Origin of the sequence: Enterobacter sp. BIDMC109, from assembly GCF_001037885.1 — a bacterium.
Taxonomy (GTDB): Bacteria; Pseudomonadota; Gammaproteobacteria; order Enterobacterales; family Enterobacteriaceae; genus Enterobacter; species Enterobacter hormaechei_C.
The window spans coordinates 968,333-984,379 of the sequence record NZ_KQ090002.1 but is presented as its reverse complement, the minus strand read 5'-3'; the positions used below and the strand labels follow the sequence as shown (position 1 = coordinate 984,379).

The window sequence follows — 16,047 nt, the reverse complement described above, 5'->3', positions numbered from 1 at the left end:
CAATGAGGTGACTTTTTAAAATCAGATTACCGACGGCTTTACGACACTTATGACGAAGAAAAAAGCACATAAACCTGGTTCGGCGACCATTGCGCTTAACAAGCGTGCTCGCCACGAGTATTTCATCGAAGAAGAATTCGAGGCCGGCCTTGCGTTGCAGGGCTGGGAAGTAAAATCGCTGCGTGCCGGGAAAGCCAATATCGGCGACAGCTACGTGATCCTGAAAGACGGTGAGGCCTTCCTGTTCGGCGCGAACTTTACGCCGCTGACCGTCGCCTCTTCACATTACGTCTGCGATCCTACCCGCACCCGTAAGCTGCTGCTGAACAAGCGCGAACTGGAATCCCTCTACGGACGCATCAACCGCGAAGGCTTCACCGTGGTGGCGCTCTCTTTGTACTGGAAAAATGCCTGGTGCAAAGTGAAAATCGGCGTGGCGAAAGGTAAGAAACAGCACGACAAACGTACTGACCTGAAAGCACGCGAGTGGCAGCTCGACAAAGCACGTATCATGAAAAACGCAGGACGTTGATTCTGCGCACTTATTGTACTATTCAATAAGTTAGCGTTTCGGGCTGGTGTCGAGGAAGTAAAATCTGATATACTGAGTTTAACACTATTGGGGCTGATTCTGGATTCGACGGGATTTGCGAAACCCAAGGTGCATGCCGAGGGGCGGTTTGCCTCGTTAAAAGCCGCAAAAAAATAGTCGCAAACGACGAAAACTACGCTTTAGCAGCTTAATAACCTGCTAAGAGCCCTCTCTCCCTAGCTTCCGCTCTTAAGACGGGGATCAAAGAGAGGTCAAACCCAAAAGAGATCGCGTGGAAATCCTGCCTGGGGTTGAAGCGTTAAAACTAATCAGGCTAGTTCGTTAGTGGCGTGTTTGTCCGCAGCTGGCGTGCGAATGTAAAGACAAACTAAGCATGTAGTACCGAGGATGTAGAAATTTCGGACGCGGGTTCAACTCCCGCCAGCTCCACCACTTTTTAGTTGTTTGAAGTACAATGAAGTCTACTAAGCCCGCACAGCACAAGCTCTGCGGGCTTTTTTACGTCTATTGTCGTCCAGTGAGAATTGCTGAGAACTATGAGTTATGGCACCCTGAATAGGACCCACTAAGAAGGGTCCAAAAATCGAGGGTCCCAAATGGCAAAAATCGCTAAGAAGCTCACTGACACTGAAATCAAAAGCACCAAACCTGCCGAGAAAGAGGTTAACCTTTTTGACGGCGATGGTTTGCTCCTGCGAATCGCTCCCCTGGCGAAGGGAGGGAAGAAAAATTGGTATTTCAGATATGCAGTGCCTGTGACCAAAAAGCGAACTAAGGTGAGCTTAGGAACCTATCCTCATCTTACACTTGCTAAGGCACGAGCTTTACGTGATGAATACTTGTCGTTGCTTGCAAATGATATAGACCCACAAGTTCATAACACCCAGAAAGCCAATGCCCTAAAAGATGCAACGGAACATACATTTCAAGCAGTAGCCAAGAAGTGGCTTGATGAGAAAGTCAAAACGTCAGGCATCTCCCAGGATCATGCTAACGACATCTGGCGAAGCCTAGAAAGAAATATCTTTCCAACGTTGGGTGATACCCCCATTAAGGAGATTCGCCCTAAAATGCTTAAACAGCATTTAGACCCCATAGAAAAACGAGGTGTCCTTGAAACACTTCGCCGCATCATATCCCGCCTGAATGAAGTTTTCCGCTATGCAGCAACAGAAGAACTCATAGAATTCAATCCGGCTGACAATCTTGCCCAGAGATTTAGTAAGCCGAAGAAACAGAACATGCCAGCCCTGCCCCCAACCGAACTCCCCCGCTTCCTTACAGTGTTAAACAACGCCTCAGTCCGTATGGAGACACGATTGCTGATTGAATGGCAGTTACTAACTTGGGTTCGTCCTGGTGAGGCTGTTCGCACCAGATGGGCCGATATAGATACTGACAACTCAATGTGGAACATTCCGGCGGAGTTCATGAAAATGAAGAAGCCTCACAAAGTTCCACTAAGTAAAGAAGCTTTGCGAGTCTTGGATTCAATGAAAGCCATCAGCGGACGTAGAGAGTGGGTTTTCCCCAGTATCAAAGCTCCACTCAATCACATGCATGAACAAACAGCCAATGCGGCCATAATCCGTATGGGCTTCGGAGGTGAGCTTGTAGCTCACGGTATGCGATCCATTGCTAGAACGGCTGCTGAGGAGTCTGGCAAGTTTAGAACTGATGTCTTAGAAGCCGCCCTTGCCCACTCGAAGAAAGATGAAATCATTGCAGCCTACAATCGTGCAGAGTATCTCACTGAACGGGTGGTTCTCATGCAATGGTGGAGTGACTATGTTTCGTCTCAAAAATGCAAAGTTATTGCCGCATAAATCTCCCATGATGGGTTAACTATCTTGATTTAGTTAAAGAATTAATAATCACACCATTAACCTATGTGGACTAAGCATAGCCATTCACAAATGGGGACCTTGAGTCCACATAACGAAAGCTGTAGGTCATATCAGCTAAATAATTCACATCTCTTCTCGATTATCATACACCTCGAAGATTTACCAAATTCGCTCTAATCGATGATAAAAGAGTTGAATTTGGTTAAAAATTGATCAATTTTATCCTCTACATTGTATTGAATCATCCATGAGGTTTCGTGCATGGCTAGCGAAAATGATAAAAATCATAAAGTTAGAGTCGCACAGTACTTGAGGATGTCTACCGACCATCAGCAATATTCTTTACATAATCAGTCCGAATACATCAAAGATTATGCTGAAAAGAACAATATGGAAATCGCTTATACCTACGATGATGCAGGTAAGAGCGGAGTCAGTATCGTAGGCAGGCATTCTTTGCAGCAGTTACTTAGTGATGTAGAACAAAAGAAAATAGATATACAGGCTGTATTATTTTATGATGTGAGTCGTTTTGGTCGTTTTCAAAACAGTGATGAAGCTGCATATTATTCCTTTCTATTTGAGAGAAACGGTGTAGACCTTATATACTGTTCTGAACCTATACCCACTAAAGATTTCCCTTTAGAGTCTTCTGTAATACTGAATATAAAAAGATCTAGTGCTGCATATCACAGCAGGAATTTATCAGAAAAGGTATTTATAGGACAAGTAAATTTAATAAAGCTTGGTTATCATCAAGGCGGCATGGCTGGTTATGGGCTGAGACGTCTTTTAGTAGATGAAAATGGCATAGCTAAAGAAATATTGAGTTTCCGCAAAAGAAAGAGTATTCAAACAGATAGAGTAATATTAATTCCGGGCCCCAAAAATGAGATAAAAATTGTAAATAGAATCTATGATCTCTTTATAGATTATAACGTACCAGAATTCATTATTGCTGAGAGATTAAATGAACAGAATATACCTGCAGAAAATGGAACATTATGGACTCGTGCAAAAATACATCAAATCTTGACAAATGAAAAATATATTGGAAACAACATATATAACAAAACCTCATCTAAACTAAAAAGTAGACTTGTAAAAAACCCCAAACATGAATGGGTTAGATGTGACAAAGCATATAAACCCATTATTTCAAAGAAAAAATATAATAAAGCTCAAGATATAATTCAGCTCCGATCCATACATTTGACTAATGAAGAGCTTTTAGAAAAGCTAAAACAAAAATTGGAATCTAATGGAAAACTATCAGGATTTATCATTGATGAAGATGATACAGGCCCTTCATCTTCTGTTTACAGAACCCGATTTGGTGGTCTTTTAAGAGCATATACTTTGATTGGTTATAAGCCAGAACATGATTACAGTTATCTCCAAATAAATGAAGCACTAAGATCATTTTACTCAGGTATAATTGAGGATTTTAAGGGGAGGATTTTAAAAAGTAACTGCTATATAGACGAATATAAATATGCCCCAATGCTTTACATCAATGATGAGCTTTTAATTTCCGTCCTTATTACTAAATGCATACATATGAAATCAGGTAAACTTAGATGGAAGGTCCGGTTTGATAACTCACAGAAAGCAGACATAACAATTGTTATACGAATGGATTCACAAAATATTTCGCCTCTTGATTTTTATATCATACCAAAGATAGAAAACGAATATAGTAAAATGTGCATGACGGAAACAAACAACATTCGATTAGATCTCTATAGATTTGATAATCTGGATAAACTTCTACAAATTATTACTCGCATGAAAGTGAGGGAACTATATGCTGCCTGAAACAAATGAATTCCCAATAATACAAATTGAGATTGCAAAAATAAAATTCCTTAACCCAAGAACTAGAAATAAGGTAGTGCATGAAGAAATTAAGGAAAGCATAAAAAAAAGAGGATTAAGCAAGCCTATAAGCGTGAGAGCGATTGATGAAGACGATTTCAAATATGCTTTAATTTGTGGTCAAGGGAGAATAGAGGCTCTCGTTGCATTAGGTGAAACCATTATTCCAGCAATTATAAGAGATGTATCAGAAGAAGATGCTTACGTTATGAGTTTAGTTGAAAACATTGCAAGGAGGAGACCACGTTCCAATGAGTTATTACAGGTAATAAAAGATATGAAAATCAGAGGACTTTCAGACTCCGAAATAAGTGAGATTACTGGGTATTCATCGAACTGGGTGAGCAGTATAAATATGCTTCTTGATAAGGGAGAGCATAAACTTCTCTCTGCAGTCGAACGGGGGAATTTGCCTCTATATCTTGCAGTGCAATTTGCAAGATGTGAAACTGAAGAAGCTCAAGATATTCTTACCGAAGCATATGATAAAAAATTAATTAAAAGCCGGGACATTATAAAGATAAAACACATTCTAAATCAGCGAACAATTGGGAATAAAGGTGCAAAAGCAGCCGGGTTTTATTATCACAAACCATCAAAAAGAATGACTGCTGAGGAGTTAATTGGGCTTTATGAAAATAGTATCGCTGAACATAAATCTGTTTATAACAACTCTAAATTTATAAAAACTAATTTACTGATAGTAAATGAGATTTTTAACATCATAATGATGAATAAAAGCTTTCAAAATTTACTTGAACAAGAGAATCTATCAGAACTACCATCTCAAATCCTCAATCCAATAAACAAAGAGGCATTAAAATGATTCAGATACGTTTTGGCGACAATTTTATTTATTTAGAAACTAACAAGTTAATTCCCTCTAAGGAATTGTTAGAAAATGTAAAGTTAAGTCATAAATATCATCAAATAGTTACCTCTATTGAAAGCTTAGGTATTATTGAACCAATAATAGTGTTCTATGACAAAGATAAAGATGCCATTAAGATACTCGATGGCCATTTGAGGGTTGAGGCTTTAAAAGACTTAGGCATAGAAAAAGCTCCATGTTTACTTTCGAGCATAGATGATGCGTTCACTCCTAACAAACAAGTCAATCATATAAATGTAGTTGAAGAACATAGAATGATAATCAAGTCCTTGGCAAAAGTTTCAATTGAAAAACTTAGTGCTGCTTTGGGAATATCTATTGATGCTATAAAAGATAAAGCTAATGTGATGAACGGTATAGATCCAAGTGTAATTGCGAAACTTTCTGATAAACCTATACCTAAGGCTACATTTGATGTTTTGAGGAAAATGAAGCCAATTCGTCAAATTGAAGCAGTCGGTACAATGATTAATTTTGATAATTATAGTAAAAAATTTGCAATGAGCATCTTGGATGCTACACCGGCATCAATGATAGTAAATAAAGGGAAAAACACTCCCTATAAAAAGGACATAAAAAAAACCATACTTCGTCTGGAACAGGAAATGGCAACAACTTCGGAAGAAACAAAAAAACTTCAAACCGAGTATGGTTCAGATATGTTGAAATTCGTGATAATCCAGTCATATATTAATAAATTACTGGGTAACTCTAAAGTTCTTCATTGGTTCTTGGAAAACGAGGTTGATTATCTTAATGAGTTAAAAAGAATTTCGAAAATTAATTCTTTAGATGAGAAGACTCTTGCTGAAAACAGCCAGTCATAGGTATGGTTTTATATATCCGAAATAAACCATGAAGTATACTTACACAACCATAATGGCTTCTCTTAGATATTAGCATAAGTAGGCAGTATAAGCCGTAATCATTCGAACGGTTTAAGGAGGTGAACTTATGGTTAATAGAATGAGATCTATTGTGAGAACGGCGACAGACGAATCTGGTAAGTTCAGGACTGGTGTCTTAGAAGCGGCCCTTGCCCACTCGAAGAAAGATGAAATAATTGCAGCTTACAATCGCCCGGAATATCTGGCAGAACGAGTGATTCTCATGCAGTGGTGGAGTGATTATGTCATTGCTCAAAAATTTAAAGCTATTGCGGCATAACAACTCTATAAGGGGTTAAATCTCCCAGCCCCTTATCCACCAAGACATAAACCTTTTTTGACACCACTTTGTTCTAAACCAAGATACATGGGCTGTAACTTACAAAAGCGATTTTCTGCATGAACTGGCAAACGTCTCTGGCATTGAAAAATTTATTTAAAGCTTGTTCTTTTGTGGTTTACATAGCTTCTTTTTATAAATATCTGGGTCCACAGCAATTTTGCAGATCCTGACCTCATACCCAAAATTGGTAATACTCTTGTGGAAATTTTTCAAGTTTACTTTAGAAAACAAAGGTAAATCTTCGGGAAGATTTTTATTAGAAGCTATGGCGAAAACTAGTTTATATTTTTTAGCATCTGGTCTATTTATATGATCGGCTAATTTTATATGAGCAGGTAGTTTCTCATTAAGTTTGCCTCGAAATTCAGAGTCACTTATAAAAAGTTCAGAACCTATAAATCCTTGTGAAAAAAGATGGCTCATACTTTGCGAACCAGTATAATATTTTACATGGATAAAATCTGATTGACCTCTGATAAGATCACAAAATTCAATCTTACTTTTACCACCACCATGATGAATGAATTTCTGATCCATGTGTGTAAAGGAATTATCATCTTGGCAAAGTTTTTTATTATAATCCTCCTCTCGTTTATATGAATATACAGGGAATTTATCCGACTCCTCATAATGAATTATTTTTTTCATTTCATCATCAATAGTCGATACAAAATTCCTATCTGCAACATACCATATAGAGTCTCGAAGAATATAGTTCTGATCACCTTCTTTTATCTCGGCATAGAGGCACCTATATAAAGACCATTTTTTTATCGATTCAAAATCGGCATTCAAAACATGCAGGTAATTTTTTTTGAGTTCATCAACAGTTACTTCAGTTTTCTTACCATCAAAATAATCACAAACATGGTATATTGATAAGGTTTCATGAATGAATCTTTGTCTCTTATCAAAGCAATAGCCTATTTGATTTTCCCAGTCAATTATTTCTGGCTCTCCAAGCCATAAATCATTGAAGTCTTTTTCCTTTATCCGATCAATCAAAAGCGAATCCAATATCTCAACTTCTTGTTCATCAGCCTCCTTGATATTGTTAACCCATTCGAATTCTTCAGGAAGAGGTAATAAGTAAATAGAGTCTATTTTGGTCAACAGTGCTGGAATAGCCTTCAATTCAATATCCGGCATGATCACAAAAGCATCTTTGCCAGTAATTTTACTTCCTAAAATATCTTCTGTCGAAGTGCCTGTGAGAGTTGTGAGAATATCCATCTCAGAATCTATTTTTAGGTTGTATATATCGACTTCTTTACTGCTCTGACTGCGAGTTAACAGGTTCGTTTCGTTGTGACTGCCTTTATCTAAACTGCGAATTTTTTTATGTTCTATACTATTAAGAGTTGTTTTAAGCCCAAATCCTTTGACAATGCTGCCATCATTGATTAAGTGATGACCGGTTCCAAAGGGAATAAGATATCTGGAATTGTTAGCTTCAATAACTAATACTGCTCCTGTGCTACTATTCATACCGAAGAAATCAGGTTCTATGCCAGGATTTTGGCCCATAAAAAAGGTGGTCCATTCAGGAGGTTTTGGGTCCATGTACTCCTTTACATATAGATATGCTCGTGCATCCTCCATCTCGAATTCAACAGGTCTTTTGACCCTTTCCAAATTCAAAACCTGATCAATAGCATCGCTAAACCTTTTTGTTTTATAAATAGAGAGTTTTATCTTCATTCTATTTTACCTAACATTTTAACGAGCCAGTATATTCAAAGAGTTCAATAACTGAGCATCTAATGTTTCTCTTACTGGAGTAGGAAGCCCATATGCAACTCTGTAATTTTTGATAGCAGTTCGTGTCGCAGGCCCCATACTTCCGTCTATATTGCCGTTATAAAACCCTTTATCCAGTAATGCGAACTGCACTCGCATGATCAAACGCTTACGCTTTTCAGTATCAGAAGCCAGCCCACTACTTGCACGAGTAGTTCCATTCATTCCAGCAGAGTTTGTGGTCGTAGAGGCATCGGTGTCATTAGAGCGAAGCGAACGAACAGATGAAGAAGACGATGGCGAATTTGTACCTGAAGTGGATGAGCCTGATGAGCTTGGTGAACTGTATGTTTTAGGATAATAAGGAGTGCTTCCACCATAGTACCCACCACCAGACGAAGATCTATGAGAACTATGGCTTCGATGGGAGCTATGACTACGATGCCCTGCAATGTAGAAAGGTACTTCCGTGTTAAGTGGAGCTATAACTAAATCATGCTCATTAAGAGTCATACCGGGCAAATCACTTGCACCAGTGGAGGAATCACTTGCCCATACAGAATTATTGAGTGCTAAAAATCCCGGAAGCAGAGCAGCGAAATTAAATTTTTTCATAAAATTGGTCTCGGTGGTTGATGAAAACGGCCTTTTGATGAACTGAAATAACCAGCACAGGAAGACTTCTGAGTACATTCATCACATTCTTTGGGGTAGTAATTTTTCCAGTCAGAAATTGACTGAGTAGCAAATCCCCAAGCTCTTTCAGGAAGATGGCACAATGGGTAATTGAAGATTGTTAGGGTGATGCCTGACCTTTGTGCTGTTCCTATGGCAGAGAGAATTTTCTCACTATAGCTATCATGCTCAATGAAGATTGATGACCAGTTTTTACGTGCCCAGCCGATAGATTCTAAGCCCATAAGAGAAATCTGGTTGATATTGGAAAACACGCGACCAGCGAACTCTATGATTTTGTCCAGTTCCATATAGTTAGCCAGTGTCGGAATGATTCTTAACTCAATGTTGATCCCTGAGTTACCGGCATTGATAAGCCCCATAACTGTCTCATCAAATGCCCCTTCGCTTCCAACCAGATAGTCATGAACTGACGACCTTGAAGAATAAAGCGGAATACCGAAAGTTATTTTGAGCTTTTCGCTTCGCTCTTTCATCTGTTGAGTAAAACTGACATCTGCAAACTTTCGTCCATTGGTCAAAACATGCAAAGCTGTCTCAGGTGAGTTTTCGATTATGAAGTCAAGAAATTGCAAGAAATCTTCGCCATACAGTAGAGGTTCTCCCCCACTCACTCCTACTACACCATTCAGGGAGAAAGAGGCGATGGCAAGTGCTGACTGGTTAAGAAGCCAGTCATCGTTTCCTGTCTTAGGAGGCTGAGAACAAAAAAGGCAACGGTTGTTGCACCTTTCAGTTACCAGAACAGTGTTATGGTTTGCTCTCCGTGACAAAATCACCCTAATCATGTTGCCATTATTAACAATCCCTATATCACCATCTTCTATGGAATTGAAAAGATCAGTGCTCACAACGAAGTCTGCAAAATATGCAGGAAGTCTGGAATCAAGTTGAGTTTCACTGACCAGTAAATTTGGCAGATAGAATTGAGGATTTTCGGGCTTAGATTTGCACAAGCGATAGAAACCTTGCTGAACTGGCAGATCTGCCGTAAATCTGAAAATGTCGTTTCTCAGCACCTCAGACATAAGCCCACCCTTTAAGCATCTTTGCCATCGGTCCATCCTGAGAGATTTCATTCAGAAGGAAGCGGAACATGCCTTTGTGATACTGGCAGAAAGTAGAACGACTCTTGTCACCAACAGGTTCGCCATGAACACTAATGTTCTGGCAAGGATCTGCTCCACAGAAAGGCTGGTATGCACAGGTGTCACAACCTGGCATGGCGAAGTTAAATGAAGATGAGAGAGCGGAACGGTAGTATTCGTTGCTACTGAATGAGAGTGAGGCAAACTCTCCTGCACTGAAATCTGCTTCCGGGTTTACTTTCTGAAGCATACGACTTTCATCACTACCGTAGACTTTACCGTCATAATTGAACAGGATGCAGTTCAGCACAACTCCGCTTGGCGATTTTAGATCTGCATAACCACTGAAGCCTGGATTGAAAATTCGCTTGAGATGAATAGCAGCCGAGTGCTCAATGACAGGTATTCCCTTTTCATTCTGAATCAACACTTCCTGCATCAACTCTTTATAAAAAGCAAAATACTCTGGCATTGAAAAAGTGAAGCTCTGCTTCTGAGCAAACCCATAAGGACTAACAGGCCTGATAAACATGTCTGTAAGACCCAGAGACAAATGAGCATCTACTATGGAAGCTGGCTCTTTAGTCAGCTCCTTAGTAACTGTGGTAACCGTAGCTACCCGGTTTGCGCCAAGTTCTTCTGTGATTTTCCGAATACCAGTTACTGCTTTGTTATGAGCTTGAAAGTCAGTAAGGATGCGATTCTTGTTATGGACAGCTTCAATCCCATCGAGCGAGACCGAGAAGGTGATATTCCGCTCTTTAACCCATGAGAGAATGCTTTCATCGAGTAATGACAGACTTGTAGCAATCACCATTTCAAAAGCATCACTACCCAATGAAATCTCACACTCGTGATAGATTGACTGAACAAGATCGAACCTGAGAAGTGGTTCACCGCCCTGTACTTCTATCTTGTAGGGAGGTGTACCTAGTTTCTTAATGGTGCTGACAATTTGCGGTATCAGTTCAGGATTGAGGTCATAACCATCAGCGGTGACCGATGCCCTACTGACCTGGCAATATTTGCAAGTATGATCACACCGAAGAGTAGGTACAATCATGAAGATTGGCCTGATCGCCAGTTCATTCATGAGTCGTTTGGCAAAAGCCGAACTTAGTGCATAAGGGGTAACGGAGGAAGATTCATCTCCGCAAATGAAAAGTTTGCTTTCAAGCGATGAGGACTGTTCTTGACTGATGTGACCGTTTACCAGATCGAGAAATTCCTGCTCTCCTAAAAAATGATGAAAGCCAGCGAGGTTACTGATGAATACCCGGCCGTCAGGCATCCTGTCGAAGTTAAAAGGCATGAGTTTCATTATGCAAGCCTGTCATCTATGCTTCGGAGAACCTTGCTGATGATGGCATCACGCAACTGACCAGTTTGATGGTGAAGTTTCTCACGGAGGCTAAAATCGTTTAACAACCTTGCGAATTCAAACTCACATTCAGGACCACCTATCTCAAAGAAGATAATCCACGAGGATATGTTTTCTTCAAGTTTCCATGGGCTTACAGAAGTCATCCAGTATAGGGTGTTTCGGATAACCCATTCAGAATAAAGATTTTTTTGTAATATCTTTTCCCACATCACTATTACCTTACAAAAGAAATAATAACGGAAAGAAACTTATTCCATTTGGGTTTTTTCTTATAGATTAATGATATAACACTTTTCAAAACATGTTACTGAGTATGTCAAAATTCTAAGATTCAGTTCAACTAAAATTAATCGAATCACGCACTCACATGATGCAGCTGTACTCATAAGATGTAATTATCAAATTGAATTATATGACTAAATATTTACTTTCAATGTAATGATCTACATATGGCATACCTAAGTGGGTGAGATAAAATGGGTTCGATAGGTAAAGTTAACAGTTAATAACTGCATATTTGTATATTGCATGACAAATACCAATGTCAAAACTTTAAATATATGAAACACAATGCATAATATATCAATATAATTTAATCGATTCACCTCTCAAAAATAATAAATTCTTAATAAACCAAAGTATGTAACCGCCATATAATCGTCACGCTGCTAAATTTCGACACACATAGCTAAACACATATGACATGGAGATTCCGTAATGGCAAAAGCACCATTGGGCACTACCGGGAGAACTGGCGAGAGTTGCCCTGAGAGTGGAGTGTGGACTGTTGTAGGGACACCATCAACAACTGCACCAATAGCAAAAGGAAACCGCTTCCCTCCATATGATGGTAAAGCCGTAACCTGGAAGTTAACACAATATGCATAAGCAGTCCCATTGAAGGCCACCTAAGTGGCCTTTCTCTTGAAAAACTGAAGATGAATATGTAAACTACATTACAGACGTAAACAGAATTTTAAAGTTTGTTTATGGCTGCAAATAAAAATCTTTTATTCTTTAAGGGATTTTTATTAATTGAAATTATACCTTACACATTTACTACCTAAAAATAAAAAAAACTGTCAACTGGAGAATTAAACATGAGCCTTACCCGTATAAGTATATATACTAATCATTAAGCGTTGAAAAATCGCGACGCGATATTAATTCTGTGAAATAAATACGATATAAGTTTTAAACATCAGTCAGAACCAAAACATTCTTTTATCATAATGGATATTCAAAAATACAGAGGGTTTTAAATGAAATCATCATTAAGACTACTTTTTTATAAAAAATTATCGTTAGAAATCTCTTTGCTCGTATTATTTCTACTCTTAATAAATGTCATCATAAAATTTCTCATTGATAAATTTGATCCAAAGATTTTAAACTTTACAAGCTCAATGATAACAATAAATAAAGAAGACATTCTTTTCACTTGTTTATTCCTGGGTGGTTTATTGATTTCAATATTTTTTAAAAAAATAGGTAAACCCATAAAATCATTGAACGACTGCGTGTTATTTTTCTCTGCGTCAATTGTCGTTTATAAAACTTATGAGCAAAACTCTAATGACCTTATAACATTAATAGAAAAAGCCATTGACATTCACACATTAGCTTTATTCAAATCTCTCATCTTACTATGCTCATTTGCTAAATTTTTCATATCGGCTATGGAATTTTATTTAGAGAAAAAAATCGAATTCAATAAAAAACACAATACAAAGGAAGAGTTAATATCTAATATATCCAACGAGATAGTTTTATTACGCAACATCAAAGAAAACCATTCTAAAAATCATCAAAATCCTTCCTAAAAAACAAAAGACCGATCATTCCTAATAGCATTATGAATATATCAAACACAAAAACTGTTGGTTTAATAAATGGTAATAAATACCCTAGCAAATTAAATAAACTAAACACCGCCATTAACAAAAAAAAATGCATATCCGACTCCTCATGCTAAATTAACTTTCATATATACCTATAATTTTTTTTCACGTATTGTCAATACCCCATCCATAAAAAGCAAGAGCTAATTTATAGAAGCGGTTGCACCGTTCTATAAAGCTCTTGCTTTTCTTGCTTCCTTTCAGTCAGACAATAAAAGAAATCAAAACAATCCATCCTATAGATTGACAAAAAACTCATTCGTTATATAAGTGATATATAAAGCATATGGATTATGCTAACTAATTAATATCATACAAAATGGAGTTTATATGCATAAGATAAATTATAGCGATGATATAGATCTATCCAAAACTTCCCGCCGTGGTAGTTTTAATAAAAGTAAAATTCCTTCAGAAGCAGTAAGAAGCTATTGTGTCAGTGTCCGATTGAATGTTGAAGAACTGCAACTCCTTAATATAAAGCGAGGCTCTTATAAAAAAGGCGAGTGGCTTCGCATGGCTTCCCTTCAAAAGTTGCCTCCTGTTATACCAACGATTAATACCAAAGCCTGGAAAGCTTTAACTGATATATCGCAAAAGCTAAATCGAATTGCGACCCATATAGATTGTAAAAGCAAGGACAGTCAGCTTACCCATACTGAATTGTTCGCTGTGAAGCGACAACTGGAAGAGCTTCGCACGAATCTTTTAAGTGACAGTATATGGAGCCTCCCGAATGAAGGGTATGCGGAAGATTCGCAGGGGTAAGAACTTTGCTGGTGTGGTCCAATACGCATTGAAACCGGGAGCACATCATAAATGCGATCCAGTCGTAATCGGGGGCAATATGCTGGGTGACACCGCCCATGAAATGATTGCAGAGTTCGATAGCACCAAGCATCTTCGCCAGGATGTCGCAAAACCAGTTTGGCACAACTCGCTTCGCTTACCTGATGGTGAATCATTATCGAATGACCAATGGGCAAGGATAGCTGACGACTACATGAAGAGAATGGGATTCAGTGATACTCATGTTCGTTGCTATGTGCTTCATGACGATCCGGCTGGTCAGCACATACACATTATCGCAAGTCGCATAGACCTCAATGGAGGGAAGCTCTACTTGGGTAGGAATGAAAACCTTATCAGCACACGGATCATTAGTGAACTCGAAATCGCTCACGGTCTGACAGTGACCAAGCCAGCCCCTTCCATTACACCAAAGCAACAGAAGCGAAGAAAAGTTTCCCGTAATGAACAGATGCTTGCAGAACGGACTGGCCTTCCCTCCCCTAAAGAAGCTCTACAACAGATACTTGATAAAAGTTTGGCAGATACACCTGATCTTTTAACTTTTATAAAACGACTGGAAGAAGCTGAAGTCGGCTGGACGGCTAACATTGCTTCTACCGGTAAGATGAACGGCTTCTCATTCGAATACCGCGATATCGCTTTCAAGGCATCCAAACTTGGAAAGGCATACTCTTGGGTAAATCTTCAAAAGCAGCTTAACTACAACCCAGATCACTTAGAAGCTCTGCGAACAACAAAGGGAGTTATCCCTGCTCCTGCTCCTGCTCCTGCTCCTGCTCCTGCTCCTGCTCCTGCAAAAGATGTTTCAACAACGGATATTTCAAAGGAAAGCATAAGTGAAAAAATTGCTGAACTCGAACTACGACTCAAAGAAGACAGAAGAAACGAAATCGTAGAAAAGATTCTTCAAAAAAACTCAGTACAACAGCAAAAGCATCTCAGGCTTATCGGCTGGATTCCATTTCTCAGAAGGCTCGCAGAGCTTCTCAGAAGCTATGGGAAGTCCATTCTTCACAAAACCCACACACACTTCTCAAAAATTCATGTAATCCAACCTTTAAAAAAGGCGAGAAAAATTCGTTTATAGACAGCTAGTTGTAAACACCTTTCGTAACCACACTCTATTCTCTAGTAATAGATTTGTGTTTAGTCAAGAAAATATTGATCGTTATTACAGATCAATAAACTATTAATGATAGATTTCAACTATCAAGAAACAACCATCGATCGGTACAAGCAATTTTACTAAAGCGAGTCGGTCATCGAGAATCTCTGTAAACGCACCATTTAATCTTCCAGATTGGGATAGCTATGGAAAACGAAACAATAAAGTGCCCGTTCTGCTTTACACAAAGTCCTCATGGTGTGCGGATTTGCAAAGGCTGTCATGCAAAGGTCGCTTACGGTGAAAGCCCGCTCAGTGTGGCATTCCTGTTTCAATTCGTGGCATTTGGTCTCGCGTGGTTAGCATTTTCGTGGACCGGCAGCACTCTTGTATCAGTCATTACGTTTTTCGTAAGCATCATTATTCTTATCTATAAAATCAAAAGAATGTATGCAGACAGAGTTGTTTTTATACGGTGAAATTAATTTCACACAACCGCAAACATAAAATGAGAAAGTAAATGAACCGATTTATAACGTCCTCTTTTTTTATTATTGTCTTCCTGCTTTCTGGCTGTTCAACATCAGGGAACCAGAACCTTAAAAACGAAACACCACAAAGCCTCCAGTCAAAGATCATTAAAAACAAAACAACTAAGACGGAATTACTCACTAAGTTAGGTGAGCCTGATACAAGAACCACACTCGATGACGGAAATGAGCAATGGAAATATTTCATGTCTAACAATCAGTTCAATGCAACGACTTTCATTCCTGTTGTGGGGCTGTTTACTGGCGGTTCCCAAACTCAGTCTAAAACTCTTGAAATCGACTTCAAGGGAGAGACTGTAAGTAAATGGACTTTTTCCTCTGACAATAACAACACCAAAACTGGCATTCTTAATTAATTGTTTTTTGGAT

Annotated in this window: 15 protein-coding genes, 1 other RNA gene and 1 pseudogene; 12 read left to right on the top strand and 5 right to left on the bottom strand. The window is 38.7% G+C overall.

Features of this window, described 5'->3' with window-relative positions:
- Window positions 1-49 precede the first annotated feature (49 nt).
- The 7 genes and pseudogenes from smpB to SK62_RS04715 form a co-directional block, all read left to right on the top strand.
- Complete coding sequence (gene smpB / locus SK62_RS04740; protein ID WP_003863115.1) at window positions 50-532, top strand: SsrA-binding protein SmpB; 483 nt, start codon at window positions 50-52, stop codon at window positions 530-532.
- Between the two features lie 89 nt (window positions 533-621).
- Window positions 622-985: a transfer-messenger RNA gene (ssrA, locus tag SK62_RS22045) on the top strand.
- Between the two features lie 164 nt (window positions 986-1,149).
- Complete coding sequence (locus tag SK62_RS04735) at window positions 1,150-2,379, top strand: integrase domain-containing protein (protein WP_048249317.1); 1,230 nt, start codon at window positions 1,150-1,152, stop codon at window positions 2,377-2,379.
- 282 nt (window positions 2,380-2,661) lie between these two features.
- Complete coding sequence (locus SK62_RS04730) at window positions 2,662-4,218, top strand: recombinase family protein (RefSeq protein WP_047718515.1); 1,557 nt, start codon at window positions 2,662-2,664, stop codon at window positions 4,216-4,218.
- Window positions 4,208-5,104 (top strand): ParB/RepB/Spo0J family partition protein, encoded by an 897-nt coding sequence (locus SK62_RS04725; RefSeq protein ID WP_047718519.1) that lies wholly within the window; start codon window positions 4,208-4,210, stop codon window positions 5,102-5,104. The genes SK62_RS04730 and SK62_RS04725 overlap by 11 nt, the downstream gene beginning before the upstream one ends.
- Entirely contained in the window at window positions 5,101-5,997 is an 897-nt protein-coding gene (locus SK62_RS04720; RefSeq protein ID WP_047718520.1) for a ParB/RepB/Spo0J family partition protein, read from the top strand. Before SK62_RS04725 ends, SK62_RS04720 begins: the two co-directional genes overlap by 4 nt.
- 115 nt (window positions 5,998-6,112) lie before the next feature.
- Window positions 6,113-6,337 (top strand): annotated as a pseudogene (locus tag SK62_RS04715) (integrase); the annotation flags it as partial.
- 156 nt (window positions 6,338-6,493) lie between these two features.
- Here SK62_RS04715 and SK62_RS04710 read toward each other — a convergent pair.
- Genes SK62_RS04710 through hxsD form a run of 5 tightly spaced genes read right to left on the bottom strand, consistent with a single transcriptional unit; the run spans window position 6,494 to window position 11,517 of the window.
- Window positions 6,494-8,101 (bottom strand): TIGR04141 family sporadically distributed protein, encoded by a 1,608-nt coding sequence (locus tag SK62_RS04710; RefSeq protein WP_047718521.1) that lies wholly within the window; start codon window positions 8,099-8,101, stop codon window positions 6,494-6,496.
- 18 nt (window positions 8,102-8,119) lie between these two features.
- A complete protein-coding gene (gene hxsA, locus SK62_RS22040) occupies window positions 8,120-8,755 on the bottom strand; it encodes a His-Xaa-Ser repeat protein HxsA (protein ID WP_001624497.1) in 636 nt (211 codons plus the stop codon).
- Complete coding sequence (hxsC, locus tag SK62_RS04705; RefSeq protein ID WP_023323122.1) at window positions 8,752-9,864, bottom strand: His-Xaa-Ser system radical SAM maturase HxsC; 1,113 nt, start codon at window positions 9,862-9,864, stop codon at window positions 8,752-8,754. Before hxsC ends, hxsA begins: the two co-directional genes overlap by 4 nt.
- Window positions 9,857-11,245, bottom strand: a complete 1,389-nt coding sequence (hxsB, locus tag SK62_RS04700; protein WP_047718527.1) for a His-Xaa-Ser system radical SAM maturase HxsB — start codon at window positions 11,243-11,245, stop codon at window positions 9,857-9,859. The genes hxsC and hxsB overlap by 8 nt, the downstream gene beginning before the upstream one ends.
- Window positions 11,245-11,517, bottom strand: coding sequence for a His-Xaa-Ser system protein HxsD (gene hxsD, locus SK62_RS04695; RefSeq protein WP_047718528.1), 273 nt, complete (start codon window positions 11,515-11,517; stop codon window positions 11,245-11,247). The genes hxsB and hxsD overlap by 1 nt, the downstream gene beginning before the upstream one ends.
- Window positions 11,518-12,570: 1,053 nt before the next feature.
- Between hxsD and SK62_RS04690 the strand changes: the two genes are divergently transcribed.
- The 5 genes from SK62_RS04690 (at window position 12,571) to SK62_RS04675 (ending at window position 16,034) form a co-directional block, all read left to right on the top strand.
- On the top strand, window positions 12,571-13,131 hold the full coding sequence (locus tag SK62_RS04690; protein WP_048249315.1) for a hypothetical protein: 561 nt from the start codon (window positions 12,571-12,573) through the stop codon (window positions 13,129-13,131).
- Between the two features lie 408 nt (window positions 13,132-13,539).
- Window positions 13,540-13,977, top strand: coding sequence for a hypothetical protein (locus tag SK62_RS04685; RefSeq protein ID WP_001549549.1), 438 nt, complete (start codon window positions 13,540-13,542; stop codon window positions 13,975-13,977).
- Complete coding sequence (locus SK62_RS04680) at window positions 13,946-15,109, top strand: relaxase/mobilization nuclease domain-containing protein (protein WP_047718530.1); 1,164 nt, start codon at window positions 13,946-13,948, stop codon at window positions 15,107-15,109. The genes SK62_RS04685 and SK62_RS04680 overlap by 32 nt, the downstream gene beginning before the upstream one ends.
- Window positions 15,110-15,333: 224 nt before the next feature.
- Window positions 15,334-15,606: a hypothetical protein gene (locus tag SK62_RS23125; protein WP_007666384.1), complete on the top strand. Its 273-nt coding sequence runs from the start codon at window positions 15,334-15,336 to the stop codon at window positions 15,604-15,606.
- Between the two features lie 41 nt (window positions 15,607-15,647).
- A complete protein-coding gene (locus SK62_RS04675) occupies window positions 15,648-16,034 on the top strand; it encodes a hypothetical protein (RefSeq protein ID WP_001078959.1) in 387 nt (128 codons plus the stop codon).
- Window positions 16,035-16,047 lie beyond the last annotated feature (13 nt).